The organism is Winslowiella toletana, assembly GCF_017875465.1.
GTDB classification, from domain to species: Bacteria; Pseudomonadota; Gammaproteobacteria; order Enterobacterales; family Enterobacteriaceae; genus Erwinia; species Erwinia toletana.
On record NZ_JAGGMQ010000001.1, the window covers coordinates 3,458,300 to 3,478,903 of the forward strand.

The window sequence follows — 20,604 nt, forward strand, 5'->3', positions numbered from 1 at the left end:
ACCCAGAAGCATCAGGCAATTATAATAATTAATGCCGGTGATGTTTATGCTGTACCGGCGACACAGACAGATCCTTTGCAGGGCAGCAGGAAGCGCGCAAAGTATTGCGCGATCAAACTGATTATAGCCGCATAAATAACCATAAATTGCCTGCAGAGAGCTCACTCCCTGCAGGCAACTTCTTACAGGTTACAGGCTGAAGGTGTCGGCATCGCGCCAGGCAGGGAATTTCTCGCGATATTCTCGCAAATTTTCCAGCGATAACTCCGCATCAAGACGTGCGGGCTGGTGGGGTTCCCCGGCCGCCAGAATCTCACCCTGCGGGCTGATAATCCGGCTGTCACCGCTGTACTGATGCTGATTGCCATCACTGCCAACACGATTGCAACCGGCAACATACGCCTGGTTCTCAATGGCGCGCGCCAGCAGTAACGACTGCCAGTGCAGCGCACGCGCTGCTGGCCAGTTGGCCACATACAGCGCCAGATCGTAGTCGTTCTGATTTCGTGAAAACACCGGGAAGCGCAGGTCATAACAGATCTGCGGCAGAATGCGCCAGCCGCGCCACTCAATAATCTCCCGACGCTCACCCGCCAGATAGTGATGATGCTCATCGCCCATGCGGAACAGATGACGCTTATCATAACTGTGCAGCTTGCCGCCCGGCTCGACCAGCAGGAAACGGTTTACCGCCCCTTTATCAGTCTGAATCGCCGCGCTGCCGCCTACCAGCGCATTGGTCGCTTTGGCATGAGCCTGCAGCCATTCTATGACCTGCGCCTGTGGCAGCGAACTTTGCGCTGCTTCCATCGCAAAGCCGGTGGTAAACATCTCCGGCAACACGATCAAATCACTGCCGTTAATCTCTGCCAGCAGGGTGTCAAAGTGGCGCAGGTTGGCTTCACCATCCATCCACACCAGCGGTTGTTGCAGTACCGTCAGTTTTAAAGTTGACACAGGCGCTCCGCAGCAGCATCCAGCGTGGCTTCCTGTTTGGCGAAGCACAGGCGGATCAGTTTATGAGGGAAAGGATCAGCGCAGAACACCGACAGCGGGATCGCCGCCACGCCAACTTCTTTGGTCAGCCACTGGCAGAAGCTGACGTCGTCAAGATCAGAGATCGCACTGTAGTCCGCCAGCAGGAAATAGGTGCCTTCACAAGGCAACACTTCCAGCCGGCTCTTCGCCAGCGCCTGCACAAAACGGTCACGACGCGCGCGATAAAAGTCTGGCAGTTCGCGATAGTGATCCGGCTGATCGCGCAGCATATCCGCCAGCGCCAGCTGCGCCGGAGTATTGACCGAAAAGGTCAGATACTGATGCACTTTGCGAATTTCCGCACTCAATGCCGCAGGCGCCACGCAATAACCCACTTTCCAGCCGGTCATATGGAAGGTTTTACCAAATGACGATACGGCAATCGCCCGTTCGCGCAGCTGCGGGTGCGCCAGCACACTGGCATGGCCTTCGGCGGCAAAACAGATATGTTCATACACTTCATCGCTCAGCACATAGATTTCCTGCTCAGCGATAGCCTGCCACAACGCAGCAAAATCACTTTTCTGCCAGACGCTGGCGGAAGGATTGTGCGGTGTATTGAGGATCACCAGTCGGGTGCGTGGCGACAGCAGGGTGGCAAACTGCTGCCAGTCCACTTTAAAGCCCGGCGGTTGCAAGGCGATACGCTTCATCACGCCACCAGCAAGCGTCACCGCCGGAGCATAGCTGTCATAGCTGGGATCAAAACAGATCACTTCATCGCCCGGACGCACCAGCGCGGTAATCGCTGCATACAGCGCTTCGGTCGCGCCAGCGGTGACGGTGATATCGCTGTCGATGTCAGGCCGGTAGCTATACAGCTCGGCGGTTTTCGCCGCGATCGCTTCACGTAAGGGCTGCACGCCAGTCATCGGCGCATACTGGTTAGCGCCCTGGCTGACGTGATATGCCAGACGCTCCTGCAGATAGCCCGGGCCGTCAAAATCAGGAAAGCCCTGCGACAGATTGATCGCCTGATACTGCTGTGCCAGTGCGCTCATTTGCGAAAAAATAGTGGTGCCGAGCGCCGGAAGTTTGCTCTCGGGAATCAGGGGTGTTTGACTCATGTGGATTACCTGTAGCGCTATTGTCTGTGCGGTGTGTTGCTGCCACTATAGCCCCGATGGTAATATTTGGCAATCAAGACGCTTAGACGTCTAAAGTCGAAAAACAGTAGCGCTGCAAACACCTGAAAAATAAGGAAAGGTATGACGGTTTTACCGCAATTGGACCAGCTGGTGGCGGCCTGCCACTGGATTGGCGCAAAAGGCTGGGCGCCGGCGACCGGCGGGAATATGTCGGTTCGCCAGGACGACAGTTACTGCCTGCTCAGCGAATCGGGTAAAGATAAAGGCAGCCTGACGCGCGATGATTTTATTCAGGTTGAGATTGCCAGCAACCGCGCGCCATCCGGGCGTACGCCCTCGGCGGAAACCGGGCTGCATACCTTAATCTATCGCTTGTTCCCGCAGGCGGGCGCGGTGCTGCATACCCATACGGTCAACTCAACGGTGTTGTCGCGCGTGGAAAAAGGCGCTGCGCTGGTGTTGCAGGGTTATGAAATGCAGAAAACCCTCGCCGGACAGCAGTCGCACCTCGACAGCGTGTCGATTGCGCTGTTTGATAATGACCAGGATATTGACGCGCTGTCGCAGCGGATTGCGCAGTTCGCTCAACAGACGCCGTTGCGTTACGGTTTCCTGCTGCGCGGCCACGGCTTAACCTGCTGGGGCAAAGATGTTAATGAGGCTAAGCGCCACCTTGAAGGGCTGGAGTTTCTGTTTCTGTGTGAAATGCAACGACGCCTGCTGGAGGCCAAATGATTCGTGCGATTGTTACCGATATTGAAGGCACCACCAGCGATATTCGCTTTGTCCATAACGTGCTGTTTCCTTATGCCCGTCAGCATCTCGCGGCCTGGCTGGCTGAGCATCAGCAGCAGGCAGCAGTCAGCGCCACGCTTGACGATCTGCGCGCCGAGATTGCCCGGCCGGACGCCACTGTCGACCAGCTGGTCACCACCTTATTCGCTTTTATGGATCAGGACCGCAAATCCACGGCGCTGAAAGCGCTACAGGGGATGATCTGGCGTGACGGCTATCTGAACGGTAATTTTAAAGGTCATCTTTATCCGGATGTGCTGCCCGCGTTAAAGCAGTGGCAGGCGCAGGGCGTTTCGCTGTACGTTTATTCATCTGGCTCAGTAGCTGCGCAGAAATTATTATTTGGCTACAGCGAGGAAGGTGATATCACTCCGCTATTCAGTGGCTATTTCGATACCCATGTCGGCGCCAAGCGCGAAGTCGATTCGTATCGCACTATCGCCAGTCAGATTGCTCTGCCAGCCAGTGAACTGCTGTTCTTATCCGATATTCATCAGGAACTGGATGCCGCGCAGCAGGCGGGCTGGCACACCGTGCAGTTAATTCGCGACGAGGCGGATGCAGTCAGCGTCCATCGTCAGGTAAACCGTTTTGATCAGATTAACCTGGAGCTGTTTTCCTTATGAGTGCATTGACTATTTTTACCGATACCGAAGCGACAACACCGATCTGGCACAGCACTGACGCGGAAGAGATCCGTCAGCAGCTGAATGCCAAAGATGTCCGCTTTGAGCGCTGGGAAGCCGATCGCGACCTGGGTGACAATCCGGCAGCGGAAACCGTGATCAAAGCTTATCAGCATGCCATCGATCGTCTGGTGGCGGAGAAGGGCTATCAGAGCTGGGATGTAATCAGCATGCGTGCCGATAACCCGCAGAAAGAGGTGCTGCGCACCAAGTTTCTCTCTGAGCATACCCATGGCGAAGATGAAGTGCGTTTCTTTGTTGAAGGCGCCGGGCTGTTCTGTCTGCATCTTGATGGCAAGATCTATCAGATCCTGTGTGAGAAGAACGATTTGATCTCAGTACCGGCCGGCACGCCGCACTGGTTTGATATGGGATCGTCACCGCACTTCACCGCCATCCGTATCTTTGATAATCAGGAAGGCTGGATCGCTAACTTTACCGGCGACACGATCGCCGATGCTTACCCGCGTCTGCCTTAGTATCCTCGCCCTCCCCCATTTACGGGGGAGGGCCTGCGACAGCCGATGCAGCCTTAACGTGGCTGAAAAATCCCTTCCGCCACCTGTGCAGGTGTTACCACACCGGTATCCAGCACCCAGCCGCTAATCAGTGCGGCAGGAGTGACATCAAACGCCGGGTTATACACGCTGGCATCCTGCGGCGCCCACTGTACCTGACCAAAACTACCGGCAACCCCGGTCACTTCACGCGCATCGCGCTGCTCAATCGGAATCGCTGCGCCATCCGGACAGCCGCTGTCGAGGGTGGTATGCGGCGCGGCAACATAGAACGGGATGCCGTGATAGCTGGCCAGTACCGCCAGGCTGTAGGTGCCGATTTTATTCGCCACGTCGCCATTAGCGGCGATACGGTCTGCGCCAACCCAGATTGCGTCTACCTGCTGCTGCGCCATCAGGCTGGCGGCCATTGAGTCACAAATCAGTTTATACGGCACGCCCAGTTCACCCAGTTCCCAGGCGGTCAGGCGGCCCCCCTGCAACAGCGGACGGGTTTCATCTACCCAGACGTTGGCGACGTTGCCCTGTTGATGCGCCCGGGCAATTACCCCCAGCGCGGTGCCGACGCCTGCGGTGGCTAAACCGCCGGTATTGCAGTGGGTCAGCAGGCGGCTGCCTGCTTTTACCAGCACACTACCGGCTGCGGCAATGCTGTCGCACAGCGCTTTATCCTCTGCCACCAGGCGCAGTGCCTCAATATTCAGCGCGCCGGCGAAATTCTCCTGCGCCAGCGCCAGTTTCATGCGGTCAAGGTTGTTCATCAGGTTGACTGCTGTTGGCCGTGATGCCCGCAACACGTCCAGTGCGAGGGTCAGTTCGGTTTTCGCCATGCCATTTTCCGCCAGCAACGCCAGCAGCAGACTGGCGGAGAGACCAATCAGCGGCGCACCGCGCACACGCAGCGCCTGGATATGGCCGACCAGCGTGGCGACGTCGGGAACAGGGCGCCAGATTTTTTCCTGCGGAAGTGCCTGCTGGTCGAGGATCCAAAGCTGATTTTCACGGACCTGTAAGCTGGTAGTGCTGAGTGTCTGCATGTGGTTTAAATCCATGTTGCGTTAATGCTGCATATTGTGCCAACATGCAGTGCGGATGTATAGACGTCTGAACGGCTTATTCTTATCATATAACGCAGAAAAGTTTCAATGGGGAACAAGGCAATGTCGCAATACCGTACGTTCACTGCCGCAGATGCGGTCGATTATGCCCGACAATTTGGTGGACTGGACGATCCCTCTTCACTGGTGGACGCACAGGAAATTGGCGATGGTAACCTTAACCTGGTATTCAAAATTTTCGACCAGGCGGGTCGCAGCCGGATTATTGTTAAGCAGGCGCTGCCTTATGTACGCTGCGTCGGCGAATCCTGGCCATTAACCCTTGATCGCGCGCGTCTGGAAGCGGAAACGTTGCAGGTGCATGGCAGTTTCTGTCCACAACACACGGTTAAAATTCTGCATTTCGATGCTGACTTAGCGGTGATGGTGATGGAAGATCTCTCCGATCACGCCATCTGGCGCGGTGAGCTGGTGAAAGGCAGCTATTTCCCGCAGGCGGCGGCGCAGCTGGGTGAATATCTGGCGCAGACACTGTTCCATACTTCTGATTTCTTCCAGCATCCGCATGCGAAAAAAGCGGATGTCATTCGTTTCACCAATCCCGAGCTGTGTGAAATGACCGAGGATCTGTTCTTTAATGAGCCTTACCAGATCCATGAGCGCAATGCTTATCCGGCAACGCTGGAGAGCTTTGTCGCTGAGCTGCGTGATGATCATGAGCTGAGAATTGCCGTCGCTGGCCTGAAACATCACTTCCTGGCGCACGCTGAAGCACTGCTGCACGGTGATATTCATAGCGGTTCGATCTTTGTCACCGACAGCAGCCTGAAAGCGATTGATGCCGAGTTTGGTTTCTATGGCCCGATCGGTTTTGATGTCGGCACCGCGATTGGCAACCTGCTGATTAACTACTGCGCACTGCCGGGCCTGCTGGCTGCGCGTGAAGCGGCGGACGGACGTGAACAGCGTTTAACCGATGTGCGTGAAGTCTGGCTGGGCTTTGCAGAACGTTTCCTCGCGCTGGCGGCGGAGAAAACCCGCGATCAGGCGCTGGCGTATCCGGGCTATGCCGAAGCATTCTTGCAGCGCGTGTTGCAGGATACTATCGGTTTCTGCGGTACTGAACTGATTCGTCGTACCGTAGGGATTTCACAGGTGGCGGATATCAAGAAAATCGCCAGCGAGCCGATGCGTGATGAGTGTCTGCGCCATGCGATCAGTTTAGGCCGCACGCTGATTCTCGCCGCGCCACATGTGCAGGATATCGATGCGCTGATTGCGCGGATCCGTCAGAACGGTTAAGTGACTGACAGGGGCGGCGAAAACGCCGCCCCTACAAACCCGTAGGGGAGCCGTTTTCGGCTCCCGTCTGGTCGTTACGCCGCCTCAATCTTTCTGGCAGGTTGCTGCGCTTTTACCGGCCGGGTCGCCAGTTCATCAGCAGCAAAATCATCAACGTTAATTGAACGCAGACGACTGGCTTCCGCCCGCGTCAGCACGTCGGCTTCCTGCTGATCAATCCATCCCTCCTGCAAACCGCGTGTCGCCAGTTTATCCAGACGGGTAAAGGACAGGCTCTTCTTCAGCTGTTTACACAGACGATCGTGAATCACTTCCGCCGCCATCACATCCTGTAGCGCTTCTTCCAGCTGACCGGCCGGATTATGTTCGCCTGGCGTCAGATACTGACCGCGTCCCAGACGGGTACGGGTAGCGGAAGGCAGCTGCAGAATGCGCGCCAGTTGATGATCCAGCTGATCGGATGGCGCATGGCAGTGGCGGCCGGTCGGGAAGATCACCACCCGCAGCAGGCCAGCAACCAGCCGATTCGGGAAGTTACGCAGCAGATCGTCCATCGCCAGTTCAGCCTGATGCAGCGCATCCTGTACGCCCCAGTGCACCAGCGGCAGGTCCGCTTCATTGCGTCCCTCATCTTCATAACGTTTCAGCGCTGCGGAAGCCAGATAAAGCTGACTCAGCACATCGCCAAGACGCGCAGAGATACGCTCACGGCGTTTCAGACTGCCGCCCAGCACTGACATCGAAATATCTGACAGCAACGCGAGGTTGGCGCTGATGCGGTTCAGATGCTGATAATAACGACGGGTTGCGTCACGGGTTGGTGTTTTACTGGTGCGACCGGCGGTCAGTCCCAGCCACAGGCTGCGCATCTTATTGCTGCCGACATGGCCAATATGGCTGAACAGCGCCTTATCAAAGACGTTGACATCGCCGCTCTGTGCTGCGGCCATCTCATCCAGCACATAAGGATGGCAGCGGATTGCCCCCTGACCAAAAATAATCATGCTGCGCGTCAGGATATTGGCGCCTTCCACGGTAATCGCAATCGGCGCCCCCTGATAAGCACGGGCGAGGAAGTTACTGTTGCCGAGCATAATGCCTTTACCACCGGCAATATCCATCGCATCAACGATGGCGCGCTGGCCGCGATGGGTACAGTGATACTTAACAATCGCTGACAGCACTGCCGGTTTCTCACCCAGCACAATGCCGTAAGTAATCAGCGCCGCTGCGGCATCCATTACATAGGCATTGCCGGCAATGCGCGCCAGCGGCTCTTCAATCCCTTCCATTTTGCCGATCGGCAGTTTGAACTGACGGCGGATATGGGCGTAAGCGCCAATGGCCAGCGCGATACTTTTCACGCTGCCGGTGGAGTTCGATGGTAGCGTAATCCCGCGTCCTACCGACAGACATTCCACCAGCATCCGCCAGCCCTGACCGGCCATTTTCGGCCCGCCAATAATATAATCAATCGGCACAAAGATATTCTCGCCGCGCGTCGGACCGTTCTGGAACGGTACATTCAGCGGAAAATGACGACGGCCAATTTCGACGCCAGCGGTGCTGGTGGGGATCAGCGCACAGGTAATACCCAGCTCGTCGCTTTCACCCAGCAGATGCTGCGGATCGGAGAGTTTAAACGCCAGCCCCAGCACGGTAGCGACAGGAGCGAGTGTGATATAGCGTTTGTTCCATGTCAGACGCATGCCAAGCACCTGCTGACCCTGCCAGTCGCCCATGCAGACCACGCCGGTATCCGGAATCGCCCCGGCATCAGAACCCGCTTCCGGGCTGGTCAGCGCAAAGCAGGGGATCTCCTGACCGCGCGCCAGGCGTGGCAGATAGTGATCTTTCTGCTCTTCGGTGCCGTAATGTTGCAGCAGTTCACCCGGGCCGAGAGAGTTGGGCACACCGACGGTAATCGCCAGAATTCCTGAAACCCCGGCCAGTTTCTGCAGCACTTTGGCCTGCGCATAAGCGGAAAATTCGAGGCCGCCGTACTCTTTTTTAATGATCATCGCAAAGAAGCGGTGCTCTTTCAGATACGCCCACAGTTCCGGCGGCAGATCGGCCATTTCATGGGTGATCTGAAAGTCGTTGGCCATGCGGCAGGCTTCGGCTACCGGACCATCAAGAAAGGTCTGTTCCGCTTCCGTCAGGCGCGGTTGTGGGTAGTTATGCAGTTTCTGCCAGTCAGGATTACCGCGAAACAGCTCGCCTTCCCACCAGGTGGTGCCAGCATCGATCGCCTCTTTTTCAGTACGCGACATCGGCGGCATCACTTTCTGAAAAGTGTGCAGCAGCGATTTGGAGAACATTGCCCGCCGCATCGGCAGGAAATTAAATGGCAGCAGAATAATCGCCAGCGGAATCAGCAGCCATGGCGTCCACAGCGACAGCATCGCCATCGCGGCCGTCCAGATCAGCAGCAACAGGCTGGCGAGCAGCAGATTTACGCGGTGATAGAAGAGTGCGCCAGTCAGCACAATCGTCGCGATAATACTGAGAACCATCATAATGAACCGCTCCGTAAGTAGTAAGAGGTCTGACCTGTTCAGATCGTTACCACAGGTTTAGAGCAGATATAGTTTGTTAGCAATGTGTTTACATTATAATTACAACCTGGCTCACAATCCTGCAGCACCAAAAGTCAAAGCCGCAGCTTGTGTTGCAGGGCGCTTTTCGCCTTACCCCCATTCCGGTAAACTTGTGCAGAATTTCTTTCCCCCTAAGGACATCCCTATGTACCAGGACATAATTCGTTCAGAGTTAAATGAAGCCGCCGACACGCTTAATAAATTCCTGAGCGATGATGCCAATATCCATGCTATTCAACGCGCTGCGGTACTGCTGGCGGATTCGTTTAAAGCTGGTGGTAAAGTTCTCTCCTGCGGTAATGGCGGTTCACATTGTGACGCGATGCATTTTGCTGAAGAGCTGACCGGTCGCTATCGGGAAAACCGCCCAGGCTACCCGGCGATTGCGATCTCTGATGTCAGCCATATCTCCTGTGTCAGTAATGACTTCGGTTATGACTTTATCTTCTCGCGCTATATTGAGGCGGTCGGGCGCTCAGGCGATGTGTTGCTGGGGATCTCGACTTCCGGCAACTCTGCTAATGTGATCAAAGCGATTGAAGCAGCGCGGGCGCAGGGAATGAAAGTGATCACCCTGACCGGCAAAGATGGCGGTAAAATGGATGGTTCGGCCGACGTCGAAATTCGCGTGCCGCACTTCGGTTTTGCCGACCGTATTCAGGAAATTCATATTAAAGTGATTCATATCCTGATTCTGCTGATTGAAAAAGAGATGGCTAAATAATTAGCGTCTTCCCCCGTGCGCGGGGGAATTATTGATTTTGAGGTCATCACTATGTGCGAACTGCTCGGGATGAGCGCTAACGTCCCAACGGATATCTGCTTTAGCTTTACCGGCCTGGTGCAGCGAGGCGGTGGAACCGGGCCACATAAAGATGGCTGGGGCATTACCTTTTATGAAGGCAAAGGGTGTCGCACATTTAAAGATCCGCAGCCGAGCTTTAACTCGCCAATCGCGCGTCTGGTGCAGGATTACCCGATTAAATCACACTCGGTGGTGGCGCATATCCGTCAGGCCAACCGCGGTGAAGTATCGCTGGAAAATACCCATCCATTTACCCGTGAAGTCTGGGGTCGTAACTGGACCTATGCGCATAACGGCCAGCTCAAAGGCTATCGCCAGCTCGAAACCGGCCAGTTTCGCCCGGTGGGTGAAACCGACAGTGAGAAGGCGTTTTGCTGGTTGCTGCATAAACTGACCACCCGCTATCCGCGTACCCCAGGCAACTGGCCAGCGGTATTTCGCTATATTGCGGAACTGGCGACTGAACTGCGCGAGAAGGGCGTGTTTAATATGCTGCTGTCGGATGGTCGCTATCTGATGGCCTTTTGCTCCACCAATTTGTTCTGGATCACGCGGCGTGCGCCCTTTGGCAAAGCCAAATTGCTCGATCAGGATGTGGAGATAGATTTTCAGAAGCAGACCACGCCAAATGACGTGGTCACGGTGATTGCGACTCAGCCGCTAACCGGTAATGAAACCTGGCACAAAATAGAACCCGGTGAGTGGGTGCTATTCTGTCTTGGTGAGCGCGAGGAATGATCCTGATGGCGCTGAATGGTTGTCGATTACCGGACTGCTGTTCAGCACATATTTTCCGGCATTGACGCTAACCGTTGGCGGTTGTCGATGCTGCACAAACCACGCATATCCCGGCTGTAATTGCTTCCAGAAGTTGGCGTAGTAAGAGTTACGATGGCGCTGCATATTGCTTTCCGTCATCCGGAATGGATAAATACTGACGCTCACCTCTGACTGGCCATTGCGCAGCGCGGCATTTACATAAGTAAAAATCTCATCCATATAGGCATTGGTCATGGCATAGCAGCCCACTGACACACAATTGCCATGAATCATCAGATATTTACCGTCGTAACCCTGCTGGCGATCATACTCATTGGGAAAGCCAATATTAATCGCGCGATAGAAACGGCTGTCGGGTTTTAACTGACGCTGCGTCACGGTGTAAAAGCCTTCCGGACTTTTAAAGTCGCCCTGACGCTGTTTCGGACCGAGTCCGCCGGAGAAGTTGCAGATGCGATAGCTGTCCAGCAGACGATATTCGTTGCCTATTTTTCCATACAGTTCCAGCGTGCGCTCTTCTTTAAAAATCTGAAGATAGACCGGGGTGCCAATTAATTGTTTCTTTAATTCTTTACTTACCGGAGCCAGTGGCTGAACGGGTTCCGGGGTGCTGGCCTGACTTAAGGCTGGCAGAAAAATCATCGCAAACAGCAGTGCGATTTTGCCCATTCTGATTCCCTTGAAATAGAGGGTTTTAAAGTGCGACGTGGTGAGCGTCTGGTAACTGCATTATCGGAAAATTCCGCTATCGCAGCGCAACATTAACATTGTCTGTTTTTTTATCAAGATGCTGGCCAAGATTATTCCTCATAAACACTGGACTTATCCCTTGGCGACAGGGAATAGCATGGATTTTCCGGCTGAGCGGCGCACTTGAATTGTCTGATTTTAACTGTATACTTATCCAGTAATGCCGGAGGGGATATGCGTAAGATTATACACGTCGATATGGACTGTTTTTATGCTGCAGTCGAAATGCGCGACGATCCCCGTTTGCGTGATATCCCGATAGCGATTGGCGGCAGCCAGAAGCAGCGTGGCGTGATCAGCACTGCGAACTATCCGGCGCGTAAATATGGTGTCCACAGTGCGATGTCGACCGCCATGGCGCTGAAACTCTGCCCGCATCTGAAAGTGATCCCCGGGCGTTTTGAAGCCTATAAAACCGCTTCCAGCCATATTCGCGAAATCTTCTCGCGCTACACCTCATTAATTGAACCACTATCCCTCGATGAAGCTTATCTGGATGTGACCGACAGCGAACACTGCCATGGTTCGGCGACCTTAATGGCGCGCGAAATTCGTCAGAGTATTGCCGATGAGCTGAATCTCACCGCCTCCGCTGGCATTGCGCCGATTAAATTTGTTGCCAAAATAGCCTCCGATCTGAATAAGCCCAACGGCCAGTTTGTGATCACCCCGGAACAACTACCGGCCTTTTTACAGACGCTGCAACTGAAAAAAATCCCCGGCGTTGGCAAAGTGACGGCAAAGAAGCTGGAAGAGCTGGGACTGTTTACCTGTGCCGATGTACAAAAAACCGATCTGGCGATGCTGCTGCGACGCTTTGGCAAATTTGGTCGCGTGCTATGGGAACGCAGTAATGGCATTGACGAGCGGGAGGTGATTACCGAACGCGAGCGTAAATCGCTGGGCGTCGAACGTACGCTCTCTGAGGATATTCATAGCTGGGAAGAGTGCCTGAAGATCCTCGATTATCTGTATGAGGAGCTGGAGCGGCGTTTAACCGCCATTAAGCCGGATCGACATATTGCGCGGCAGGGCGTAAAGCTGAAGTTTAATGATTTCCAGCTGACCACGCAGGAGCATGTCTGGCCGGTTCTGAATAAAGACGATTTAATCAGCATGGCTAAGAAGACCTGGGATGAGCGACGCGGGGGACGGGGTGTGCGGCTGGTGGGATTACATGTATCGTTACTGAATCCACAGCTGGAACGGCAGTTATTATTGGGCTGGTAATTGGAAATAATATGGGCGGCGAAAACGCCGCCATTGCACCAGGTGCAAATCATCAATACGGGCGGCGAAAACGTAGCCCCTACGCTGCTCTGATGTAGGGGCGGCGTTCTCGCCGCCCGTAATCGAATTATTTCGCAGGAATGACCCGCAGCAGTTCCGTCAGCAGTTTCCAGTACAGGCCAACGCTTTCGATATGTACCTGCTCATCCGGTGAGTGCGGACCGGTGATGGTTGGGCCGATAGAAACCATATCCATCTGTGGATATGGTTTCTTAAACAGACCACACTCCAGACCGGCGTGAATCACCTGAATGTTCGGCGTGCGGTTAAACAGCTTCTCATAGGTTTCACGCACCAGCGCCATTACCGGTGAAGAGGCATCAGGCTGCCAGCCCGGGTAACCACCTTTCGGTGCGGTTTTCGCGCCAGCCAGTTCGCCAAGCGAAGTCAGCATTTCCACCACGTAATCTTTACCGCTGTCGATCAGCGAGCGGATCAGGCAGATAATCTCCGCTTCATGGTCTTTAATCGATACCACGCCGACGTTCAGTGAGGTTTCCACCACGCCTTTCATCACGTCGGAGTTACGGATTACGCCGTTTGGCGTGCTGTTCAGCAGGGCGATAAAGCGGTCACGGCTGTTAGCGGTCAGCGCGCTGGCTTCACTGGCCAGCGGCTCAACCAGCACATTGACGTTTTTATCTTTCGGGCTGACTTCATTCTGCAGTGTCGCCAGATAACCGGTGGCGGCAGCTTTCAGCGCATCCACTTTGTCGGTGGCGACCGCCAGCGTCGCGACCGCTTCGCGCGGAATCGCATTGCGCAGGGTGCCGCCGGTGAAATCAACCAGGCGAATATCCAGCGTTTTTGCCTGCGCGGCAAGGAAGCGCGCCAGCAGCTTGTTGGCGTTACCCAGACCGACATGAATATCGCAACCGGAGTGACCGCCTTTCAGGCCCTTAATCGTCAGCTTCAGAGTGGTGAAACCGGCCGGAACCGCTTCACGCTCAACCGGCAGGGTGGTAATAAAGTCGATACCGCCCGCGCAACCCATATAGACTTCACCTTCCTCTTCTGAGTCGGTGTTGATCAGGATATCCGCCTGCAACCAGCCAGCCTGCAGACCAAAAGCGCCATCCATACCAGACTCTTCGGTCATGGTCAGCAGCACTTCCAGCGGACCATGCTCAAGGCTGTCGTCGGCCAGCACCGCCAGCGCTGACGCCATACCGATACCGTTATCCGCGCCCAGCGTGGTGCCGCGTGCTTTTACCCACTCGCCATCAACCCATGGCTGAATCGGATCTTTAGTAAAGTCGTGTACCGTGTCGTTATTTTTCTGCGGCACCATATCCAGGTGCGCCTGTAGCGCAACCGGTTTGCGGTTTTCCATTCCCGGCGTCGCCGGTTTGCGGATCAGAATATTGCCCACTTTATCGCGATCAACCCAGAAGCCTTTCTCTTTGGCCCAGGACAGAATATGTTCAGCCAGCGCTTCTTCATGATAAGAGGGATGCGGAATAGAGCAGATTTTGGCAAAAATATCCCACAGCGGCTGTGGTGATAGTTGAGACAATTCAGACACGATAAGTCTCCTGTTTCGGCAACCGGTATGTCCGGTGCGTCGCAAAGTTTCCAGTAAAAGATCGCCGTCAGCGAATCTGACGTGATAAGCCTGAGAATACCACCGTTTAGCGCACCTTGCGCAACCAGCAGCGCTAAAAAGCCGCAACCAGGCACACAGGTGCTGGTTTTTAGCGCTTCAGATCCTTATAATCTCGCGCAACCTTTTCCCATTGCATACTTTTAAGCCAATATTGTTGGCCGGGATTCCTTTATGAGCGAAAAATACGTCGTCACCTGGGACATGTTACAGATCCATGCCCGTAAACTGGCTCAGCGCCTGCTGCCTGTGGAACAATGGAAAGGCATTATCGCGGTCAGCCGCGGTGGTCTGGTTCCGGCTTCATTACTGGCACGTGAACTGTGCATCCGTTATGTTGATACCGTATGTATCTCCAGCTATGACCACGATAATCAGCGCGAAATGACCGTGCTGAAGCGCGCAGAAGGCGATGGCGAAGGCTTTATCGTGATTGATGACCTGGTGGATACCGGTGGTACCGCGCAGGCGATCCGCGATATGTATCCAAAAGCGCGCTTTGTGACGATTTTTGCCAAACCGGCAGGTCGTCCGCTGGTCGACGATTATGTGGTCGATATCCCGCAGGATACCTGGATTGAGCAGCCGTGGGATATGGGCGTGGTGTATGTCCCGCCAATTGTGAAAGGCTGATTCACCCGCCATCTTTGATCCACATTAATACAACGCCCGCTTTTGCCGGGCGTTGTTGTTTCTGCCCGTCACCAGGTTAAACTGTCTTTCCGTCAGGCTGCGCAGGAAGGAAAGCTTCATAATGACTCCCAAAAATCTCAGTGAAGAGCTGTTCAAGCCCCGCTTTAAGCATCCCGAAACGTCTTCTCTGGTGAAACGCCGTCATTACTCGACGCAAAGTGTGCAATCGACACTGGATGGCGAACATCACGCAGGCTGGTATCGCATGATTAACCGCCTGATGTGGGCATGGCGTGGTTTACCATTGCTGGAAATTAGCGAAGTGCTGGCGCGGATTGCGGTCAGCGATGCCGGGCGTACCAACGAAAAACATCTTGATACGGTGATTGGCTATCGCGGCGGCAACTGGATTTATGAGTGGTCGAAACAGGCGGGGATGTGGCAGCAACAGGCGATGGAAGCCACTGACGACCTTACCGCCGGTGAGAACTGGCTGCATGCCGCCAACCTCTACAGCATTGCCAGTTATCCACATATTAAAGGCGATGAACTGGCGGATCAGGCGCAGCTGCTGGCGAACCGGGCTTACGAAGAGGCCGCGCCGCGACTGGCCGGTGAGCTGAAAGAGCTGGCGTTCACCATTGCTGACGTTGGCGTTATCTCCGGCTTTCTGCATATGCCAAAGCAGGTGGCGGCGCCTTATCCGACGGTCATTATGTGTGGCGGCCTCGACACGTTGCAAACCGACTATTACCGCTTTTTCCATGACTACCTTGCGCCGCGTGGCATTGCCATGCTGACCATTGATATGCCATCGGTAGGATTCTCGGCGAAATGCAAACTTAGCCAGGACACCAGCTTGCTGCATCAGCAGGTATTGCGCCAGCTGGAGTCAGTGGCGTGGGTTGACCATACTCGTGTCGCCGCTTTTGGTTACCGTTTTGGCGCTAATATTGCGGTGCGTCTGGCGTACCTGGAAGCGCCGCGTCTGCGTGCGGTGGCCTGTCTGGGACCGGTGGTGCATAGCCTGCTGACCGATATCCAGCGGCAAAACGCGGTGCCGGATATGTATATGGATATGCTCGCCAGCCGCATGGGCATGGCGAATGCCAGCGACAGCGCGCTGCGTACCGAACTGAATCGCTATTCGTTAAAAATGCAGGGGCTGCTGGGACGCCGTACGCCAACGCCAATGCTGTCCGGTTACTGGGATAACGATCCGTTTAGCCCGGAAGAGGATTCACGCTTAATCGTCAACTCGTCCGCCGACGGCAAACTGCTGCCGATTACATTCTCGCCGGTGTTGCAGAATTTCGACGACGCGTTACAAAAAATTTGTGACTGGCTCGCCAGGCAGTTGCAGAGATGAGTTGCTATTATTCAGCAGTTTGCTACAAATGAGGCAACATCACAGGAGGTTTAATCATGACGTTACCGAGTGGACACCCGAAAAGCCGGTTAATGAAACGTTTCGCTGCTCTGGGTCCCTATATCCGCGAGAACAAATGCGACAACGATCGCTTTTTCTTTGACTGCCTGGCAGTTTGCGTCAATGTCAAACCTGCACCCGAAGAGCGTGAGTTCTGGGGCTGGTGGATGGAGCTGGAAGCAGAGTCCGATCGCTTTACCTATGAGTACCATTTTGGCCTGTTTGATAAAGAGGGCAACTGGAAGCCAACAGCAATCAAGGGTAAAGAGAACAATCAGAAACTGGAAGAGACCCTGCGTAATTTCCATGAGCGTCTGAAAGAATTACTCGTGGGCATGGAGCTGGGATTAGTGCCTGCGGAACACTTTAACGATCAGCCGGTAAAACTGACTGCCTGATAAGACAGTGATTGCTAAATAAACAGGAAAGGCCGCTCACACTGTGAACGGCCTTTTTTTACAGACACATAACGAGGGTAAGACAACCGCATCCGTGGCAGGATGCGGGGAGACAGCTTAGAACTGGTAAGTCATACCGACAGCAACGATATCGTCGGTGTTTTTCGCCAGTTTGTTATCGTCGTTCAGCAGGTTGATTTTGTAATCAACAAACGCGGACATGTTTTTGTTGAAGTAGTAAGTCGCGCCAACGTCAGCAAATTTAACGTAGTCAGCATCGCCAACGCCGTTTTCGATATCTTTCGCTTTAGTCTGCACGTAAGCCAGTGACGGACGTAAACCGAAATCGAACTGATACTGAGCCACTAACTCAATATTCTGCATTTTGTTAGCGTAACCGCTAACCGCCAGATCGGCGCCATTAATCTGCGCGGTGCCGCTGATCGGGTTCATATTACGTGTTTCAGCATAGGTCGCGGCCAGATAAACACCGTTGTTGTCATATTTCAGACCGGTCGCCCAGGCTTCAGCTTTATCGCCACCGCCGTAAGTTGAGGTTTTCTGGTTCAGCACGCGGTTAGAAGAAGACACCGCACCGTTAATGGTCAGGCTATCCATCAGGGTATAGGCGAGTGATGCCGCCATACCGTCGCCGTTAGCGGTGGAGCCCTGGCGCGTGGTGCTCTCATTTTTGCCCTGATACTGCAGGCCGAGCTTCAGGCCATCAACCAGACCAAAGAAGTTGTTGTTACGGTAAGTCGCTACACCATTGGTACGGGACAGCATATAGATATCTGCGCCGGTATAACCTGTGCCGCCGAACTCAGGCATCATATCGGTGAACGCTTCAACGTCATAGATCAGGCCATAGTTACGACCGTAATCAAATGAGCCGTAATCGCCTGCTTTCAGACCGGCAAAACCTAAACGGGTTTTGGTGCCGGTAGTGCCATCGCTTTCTGCGTTACTGGCAGGCATATGGTATTCCCACTGGCCGTAACCGGTCAGCAGGTCATTAATCTGGGTCTGGCCCTTAAAGCCGATACGCACATATGACTTATCGCCATCGTTGCTGGCGCTGTCACTCAGGTAGTGCATGGCTTTAACTTTGCCGTAGAAATCCAGCTTGTTGCCATCTTTGTTATAAATTTCCGCTGCGTGTGCTGAGGTGGTCAGGGCCAGTGCGGCCGTCAAAATTGCCAGAGCGCTCTTCTTCATTTAATAGACTTCCCGAATAAGTAAAATAACATTTTGCCTTGTAGGCTCTTGTTAACGCAGGAACGTTTTACCCTGACAGGATGAAAGTTTTATGACATTTTTTCTGATTTCTTGTTAATTGCGAACTTTTGGTCTACGCCATTGTCCGCGCTATTTTGTGCTTTTCCGCCGCTGGCTGTTGGCTTAACCGGTCACACCTGATTAAATGGCTGTTTGCAGACTTTTTTTACCAACGGCAGGAAATAATGAGCGGCAGTCAGACCCTGGTGGTTAAATTAGGTACCAGCGTCCTTACCGGCGGATCACGTCGGTTAAATCGGGCACATATCGTTGAACTGGTTCGTCAGTGCGCACAGCAGCATGCGGCCGGACATCGTATCGTTATCGTGACGTCGGGGGCGATGGCCGCCGGACGGGAACATCTTGGTTACCCCGAACTGCCGCCCACCATCGCCTCAAAGCAGCTGCTGGCTGCGGTGGGGCAGAGCCGTTTAATTCAGTTATGGGAACAGCTGTTCTCCATCTACGGCATCCATATTGGCCAGATGCTGCTGACCCGTGCCGATCTTGAAGATCGTGAGCGTTTTCTGAATGCGCGTGACACCTTACGCGCGCTGCTCGACAACCATATCGTGCCGGTGATTAACGAAAACGATGCGGTGGCGACGGCGGAAATTAAAGTCGGCGATAACGATAATCTCTCGGCGCTGGCGGCGATGCTGGCGGGTGCTGATAAACTGCTGCTGTTAACTGACCAGCCGGGGCTGTTCACTGCCGATCCGCGCAATAACCCGGCGGCAGAGCTGATTAGCGATGTACACGGCATTGATGATGCGCTGCGGACTATCGCCGGTGACAGCGTGTCGGGCCTTGGCACCGGCGGTATGGCGACTAAACTACAGGCCGCTGATGTCGCCTGTCGTGCCGGCATCGATGTGATTATTGCCGCCGGTAGCCGTGCAGGGGTGATTGGCGATGTGATCGCCGGTCAGCCGGTCGGCACCCGTTTTCATGCGTTGCAAACGCCACTGGAAAATCGTAAACGCTGGATCTTTGGCGCGCCGCCTGCCGGTGAAATCGTGATTGATGATGGTGCGCTGTCAGCGATGCTGGAGCGCGGCAGTTCGCTGTTGCCGAAAGGTATCCGTCAGGTTGATGGCAACTTCTCCCGTGGCGAAGTGATCCGTATCCGCAGCCTGCAAGGACGCGATGTGGCGCATGGCGTTTCGCGTTATAACAGTGATGCGATGCGCATGATCGCCGGACATCACAGTCAGAAAATCAGTGAAATTCTCGGTTATGAATATGGTCCGGTAGCCGTTCACCGCGACGATATGATTGTCAGTTAAGGAGTTTTCGATGCTTGAGGAAATGGGTAAAGCCGCGAAAGCCGCCTCTTACCAGCTTTCGGTGTTAACCACCGCGCAGAAAAATCAGGTTCTGCTGACTATCGCCGACAGCCTTGAAGCGCAGAGCGCGGAGATCCTGGCGGCCAACGAACGGGATCTGGCCGACGCACGGCAGAATGGTATGAGCGCCGCGCTGCTTGATCGCCTGATGCTTAACCCCGCGCGTCTCAAGGGCATCGCCGATGATGTGCGCCAGGTTTGTCGCCTGGCCGATCCGGTAGGTTTACTGATTGATGGCGGCCAGCTGGATAGCGGGCTGCGTATTGAACGCCGCCGCGTGCCGCTGGGCGTGGTGGGGGTGATTTATGAAGCGCGTCCCAATGTGACGGTGGATGTTGCCTCGCTATGCCTGAAGACCGGCAATGCGGTGATTCTGCGCGGCGGCAAAGAGACGTATCGCACCAATGGCGCCACCGTACGAGTGATTCAGCGCGCGCTGCAACAGCATGGCCTGCCGGCTGGCGCGGTGCAGGCGATCGAAAGCCCGGATCGTGAACTGGTGAATCAGCTGCTGAAGCTGGATCGCTATGTCGATATGCTGATCCCACGCGGCGGTGCCGGATTGCATAAGCTTTGTCGTGAACAGTCGACGATTCCGGTGATTACCGGCGGGATCGGCGTTTGCCATATCTATGTTGACCAGTCGATTGAACAGGATGCGGCGCTGAAAGTGATTGTTAACGCCAAGAAACAGCGTCCAGGCGCCTGTAACTCGGTGGAAACCCTGCTGGTGCATCAGGCGCTTGTCGCCACTTTCCTGCCAGCGCTAAGCAGCCGTATGGCGCAGGAAGGCATCAAACTGCACGCTGACGCACAATCGCTGCCTGTGTTGCAGACGGGTGGCGCAGAGGTGGTGGCGGTGAAAGAGGCGGATTACAACGACGAATGGTTGTCGCTGGATCTGAATGTCAAAGTGGTAGCGGATATGGATGAGGCCATCGCGCATATTCGCGAACATGGCACCCAGCACTCCGACGCGATTCTGACCCGCACTATCCAGCATGCCGACCGTTTTGTTAAACAGGTCGATTCATCCGCGGTTTACGTCAATGCCAGCACCCGTTTTACCGACGGCGGCGAGTTTGGTTTAGGCGCTGAAGTGGCGGTGAGCACGCAGAAACTGCATGCGCGCGGCCCGATGGGGCTGGAAGCGTTAACCACCTACAAATGGATCGCTTACGGCGACGATACAATCCGCGGATAA

Annotated in this window: 19 protein-coding genes; 12 read left to right on the forward strand and 7 right to left on the reverse strand. The window is 54.6% G+C overall.

The window, feature by feature from the left end; genetic code table 11:
• Positions 1–189: 189 nt before the first annotated feature.
• Positions 190–957: an amidohydrolase gene (locus tag J2125_RS16010; protein WP_017800728.1), complete on the reverse strand. Its 768-nt coding sequence runs from the start codon at positions 955–957 to the stop codon at positions 190–192.
• Complete coding sequence (locus J2125_RS16015) at positions 945–2,105, reverse strand: pyridoxal phosphate-dependent aminotransferase (RefSeq protein ID WP_017800729.1); 1,161 nt, start codon at positions 2,103–2,105, stop codon at positions 945–947. The genes J2125_RS16010 and J2125_RS16015 overlap by 13 nt, the downstream gene beginning before the upstream one ends.
• Before the next feature lie 141 nt (positions 2,106–2,246).
• On the opposite strand from J2125_RS16015, the gene J2125_RS16020 reads away from it, so the two are divergent.
• The 3 genes from J2125_RS16020 to J2125_RS16030 are packed head-to-tail and all read left to right on the forward strand — an operon-like array spanning position 2,247 to position 4,086.
• Complete coding sequence (locus J2125_RS16020) at positions 2,247–2,861, forward strand: methylthioribulose 1-phosphate dehydratase (RefSeq protein WP_017800730.1); 615 nt, start codon at positions 2,247–2,249, stop codon at positions 2,859–2,861.
• The gene (gene mtnC / locus J2125_RS16025; RefSeq protein WP_017800731.1) at positions 2,858–3,547 is read left to right on the forward strand and encodes an acireductone synthase; all 690 of its coding nucleotides are present in this window, start codon (positions 2,858–2,860) and stop codon (positions 3,545–3,547) included. Before J2125_RS16020 ends, mtnC begins: the two co-directional genes overlap by 4 nt.
• Entirely contained in the window at positions 3,544–4,086 is a 543-nt protein-coding gene (locus J2125_RS16030) for a 1,2-dihydroxy-3-keto-5-methylthiopentene dioxygenase (protein WP_017800732.1), read from the forward strand. Before mtnC ends, J2125_RS16030 begins: the two co-directional genes overlap by 4 nt.
• A gap of 53 nt (positions 4,087–4,139) precedes the next feature.
• Here J2125_RS16030 and mtnA read toward each other — a convergent pair whose 3' ends face one another.
• Positions 4,140–5,162, reverse strand: coding sequence for an S-methyl-5-thioribose-1-phosphate isomerase (mtnA, locus tag J2125_RS16035; protein ID WP_026111646.1), 1,023 nt, complete (start codon positions 5,160–5,162; stop codon positions 4,140–4,142).
• 123 nt (positions 5,163–5,285) lie between these two features.
• On the opposite strand from mtnA, the gene mtnK reads away from it, so the two are divergent.
• The gene (gene mtnK / locus J2125_RS16040) at positions 5,286–6,485 is read left to right on the forward strand and encodes an S-methyl-5-thioribose kinase (RefSeq protein ID WP_017800734.1); all 1,200 of its coding nucleotides are present in this window, start codon (positions 5,286–5,288) and stop codon (positions 6,483–6,485) included.
• Positions 6,486–6,559: 74 nt separating this feature from the next.
• On the opposite strand, the gene fadE is transcribed toward mtnK, so the two are convergent.
• On the reverse strand, positions 6,560–9,004 hold the full coding sequence (gene fadE, locus J2125_RS16045; RefSeq protein ID WP_017800735.1) for an acyl-CoA dehydrogenase FadE: 2,445 nt from the start codon (positions 9,002–9,004) through the stop codon (positions 6,560–6,562).
• Positions 9,005–9,230: 226 nt separating this feature from the next.
• Between fadE and lpcA the strand changes: the two genes are divergently transcribed.
• Together lpcA and J2125_RS16055 are read left to right on the forward strand one after the other, a co-directional pair.
• A complete protein-coding gene (gene lpcA / locus J2125_RS16050; protein WP_017800736.1) occupies positions 9,231–9,809 on the forward strand; it encodes a D-sedoheptulose 7-phosphate isomerase in 579 nt (192 codons plus the stop codon).
• A 51-nt stretch (positions 9,810–9,860) separates the two neighbouring features.
• On the forward strand, positions 9,861–10,628 hold the full coding sequence (locus tag J2125_RS16055; protein WP_017800737.1) for a class II glutamine amidotransferase: 768 nt from the start codon (positions 9,861–9,863) through the stop codon (positions 10,626–10,628).
• On the opposite strand, the gene dpaA is transcribed toward J2125_RS16055, so the two are convergent.
• Positions 10,599–11,339, reverse strand: coding sequence for a peptidoglycan meso-diaminopimelic acid protein amidase (gene dpaA / locus J2125_RS16060; protein WP_017800738.1), 741 nt, complete (start codon positions 11,337–11,339; stop codon positions 10,599–10,601). The genes J2125_RS16055 and dpaA overlap by 30 nt on opposite strands.
• A 255-nt stretch (positions 11,340–11,594) precedes the next feature.
• Between dpaA and dinB the strand changes: the two genes are divergently transcribed.
• Positions 11,595–12,650: a DNA polymerase IV gene (gene dinB, locus J2125_RS16065; RefSeq protein ID WP_017800739.1), complete on the forward strand. Its 1,056-nt coding sequence runs from the start codon at positions 11,595–11,597 to the stop codon at positions 12,648–12,650.
• A 127-nt stretch (positions 12,651–12,777) separates the two neighbouring features.
• On the opposite strand, the gene pepD is transcribed toward dinB, so the two are convergent.
• A complete protein-coding gene (pepD, locus tag J2125_RS16070; protein WP_017800740.1) occupies positions 12,778–14,235 on the reverse strand; it encodes a beta-Ala-His dipeptidase in 1,458 nt (485 codons plus the stop codon).
• Positions 14,236–14,487: 252 nt separating this feature from the next.
• Here pepD and gpt point away from each other — a divergent pair, with 252 nt between their 5' ends.
• The 3 genes from gpt (at position 14,488) to crl (ending at position 16,773) form a co-directional block, all read left to right on the forward strand.
• The gene (gpt, locus tag J2125_RS16075) at positions 14,488–14,946 is read left to right on the forward strand and encodes a xanthine phosphoribosyltransferase (RefSeq protein WP_017800741.1); all 459 of its coding nucleotides are present in this window, start codon (positions 14,488–14,490) and stop codon (positions 14,944–14,946) included.
• Between the two features lie 121 nt (positions 14,947–15,067).
• On the forward strand, positions 15,068–16,315 hold the full coding sequence (gene frsA / locus J2125_RS16080) for an esterase FrsA (protein ID WP_017800742.1): 1,248 nt from the start codon (positions 15,068–15,070) through the stop codon (positions 16,313–16,315).
• Positions 16,316–16,371: 56 nt separating this feature from the next.
• Positions 16,372–16,773 carry a sigma factor-binding protein Crl gene (gene crl / locus J2125_RS16085; protein ID WP_017800743.1) on the forward strand — a complete coding sequence of 134 codons (402 nt, stop codon included), beginning with the start codon at positions 16,372–16,374 and terminating at the stop codon, positions 16,771–16,773.
• Between the two features lie 117 nt (positions 16,774–16,890).
• Here crl and J2125_RS16090 read toward each other — a convergent pair whose 3' ends face one another.
• Complete coding sequence (locus tag J2125_RS16090) at positions 16,891–17,991, reverse strand: porin OmpC (protein ID WP_017800744.1); 1,101 nt, start codon at positions 17,989–17,991, stop codon at positions 16,891–16,893.
• Positions 17,992–18,236: 245 nt separating this feature from the next.
• Between J2125_RS16090 and proB the strand changes: the two genes are divergently transcribed.
• Positions 18,237–19,340, forward strand: a complete 1,104-nt coding sequence (proB, locus tag J2125_RS16095; protein ID WP_017800745.1) for a glutamate 5-kinase — start codon at positions 18,237–18,239, stop codon at positions 19,338–19,340.
• A gap of 10 nt (positions 19,341–19,350) precedes the next feature.
• Entirely contained in the window at positions 19,351–20,604 is a 1,254-nt protein-coding gene (gene proA / locus J2125_RS16100) for a glutamate-5-semialdehyde dehydrogenase (RefSeq protein WP_017800746.1), read from the forward strand.

What these genes read in the sequence shown, in the direction of transcription:
- J2125_RS16015 (WP_017800729.1), bottom strand. Translation starts at nt 2,105, where the DNA reads ATGAGTCAAACACCCCTGATTCCCGAGAGCAAACTTCCGGCGCTCGGC.
- J2125_RS16020 (WP_017800730.1), top strand. Translation starts at nt 2,247, where the DNA reads ATGACGGTTTTACCGCAATTGGACCAGCTGGTGGCGGCCTGCCACTGG.
- mtnC (WP_017800731.1), top strand. Translation starts at nt 2,858, where the DNA reads ATGATTCGTGCGATTGTTACCGATATTGAAGGCACCACCAGCGATATT.
- J2125_RS16030 (WP_017800732.1), top strand. Translation starts at nt 3,544, where the DNA reads ATGAGTGCATTGACTATTTTTACCGATACCGAAGCGACAACACCGATC.
- mtnA (WP_026111646.1), bottom strand. Translation starts at nt 5,162, where the DNA reads ATGCAGACACTCAGCACTACCAGCTTACAGGTCCGTGAAAATCAGCTT.
- mtnK (WP_017800734.1), top strand. Translation starts at nt 5,286, where the DNA reads ATGTCGCAATACCGTACGTTCACTGCCGCAGATGCGGTCGATTATGCC.
- fadE (WP_017800735.1), bottom strand. Translation starts at nt 9,004, where the DNA reads ATGATGGTTCTCAGTATTATCGCGACGATTGTGCTGACTGGCGCACTC.
- lpcA (WP_017800736.1), top strand. Translation starts at nt 9,231, where the DNA reads ATGTACCAGGACATAATTCGTTCAGAGTTAAATGAAGCCGCCGACACG.
- J2125_RS16055 (WP_017800737.1), top strand. Translation starts at nt 9,861, where the DNA reads ATGTGCGAACTGCTCGGGATGAGCGCTAACGTCCCAACGGATATCTGC.
- dpaA (WP_017800738.1), bottom strand. Translation starts at nt 11,339, where the DNA reads ATGGGCAAAATCGCACTGCTGTTTGCGATGATTTTTCTGCCAGCCTTA.
- dinB (WP_017800739.1), top strand. Translation starts at nt 11,595, where the DNA reads ATGCGTAAGATTATACACGTCGATATGGACTGTTTTTATGCTGCAGTC.
- gpt (WP_017800741.1), top strand. Translation starts at nt 14,488, where the DNA reads ATGAGCGAAAAATACGTCGTCACCTGGGACATGTTACAGATCCATGCC.
- frsA (WP_017800742.1), top strand. Translation starts at nt 15,068, where the DNA reads ATGACTCCCAAAAATCTCAGTGAAGAGCTGTTCAAGCCCCGCTTTAAG.
- crl (WP_017800743.1), top strand. Translation starts at nt 16,372, where the DNA reads ATGACGTTACCGAGTGGACACCCGAAAAGCCGGTTAATGAAACGTTTC.
- J2125_RS16090 (WP_017800744.1), bottom strand. Translation starts at nt 17,991, where the DNA reads ATGAAGAAGAGCGCTCTGGCAATTTTGACGGCCGCACTGGCCCTGACC.
- proB (WP_017800745.1), top strand. Translation starts at nt 18,237, where the DNA reads ATGAGCGGCAGTCAGACCCTGGTGGTTAAATTAGGTACCAGCGTCCTT.
- proA (WP_017800746.1), top strand. Translation starts at nt 19,351, where the DNA reads ATGCTTGAGGAAATGGGTAAAGCCGCGAAAGCCGCCTCTTACCAGCTT.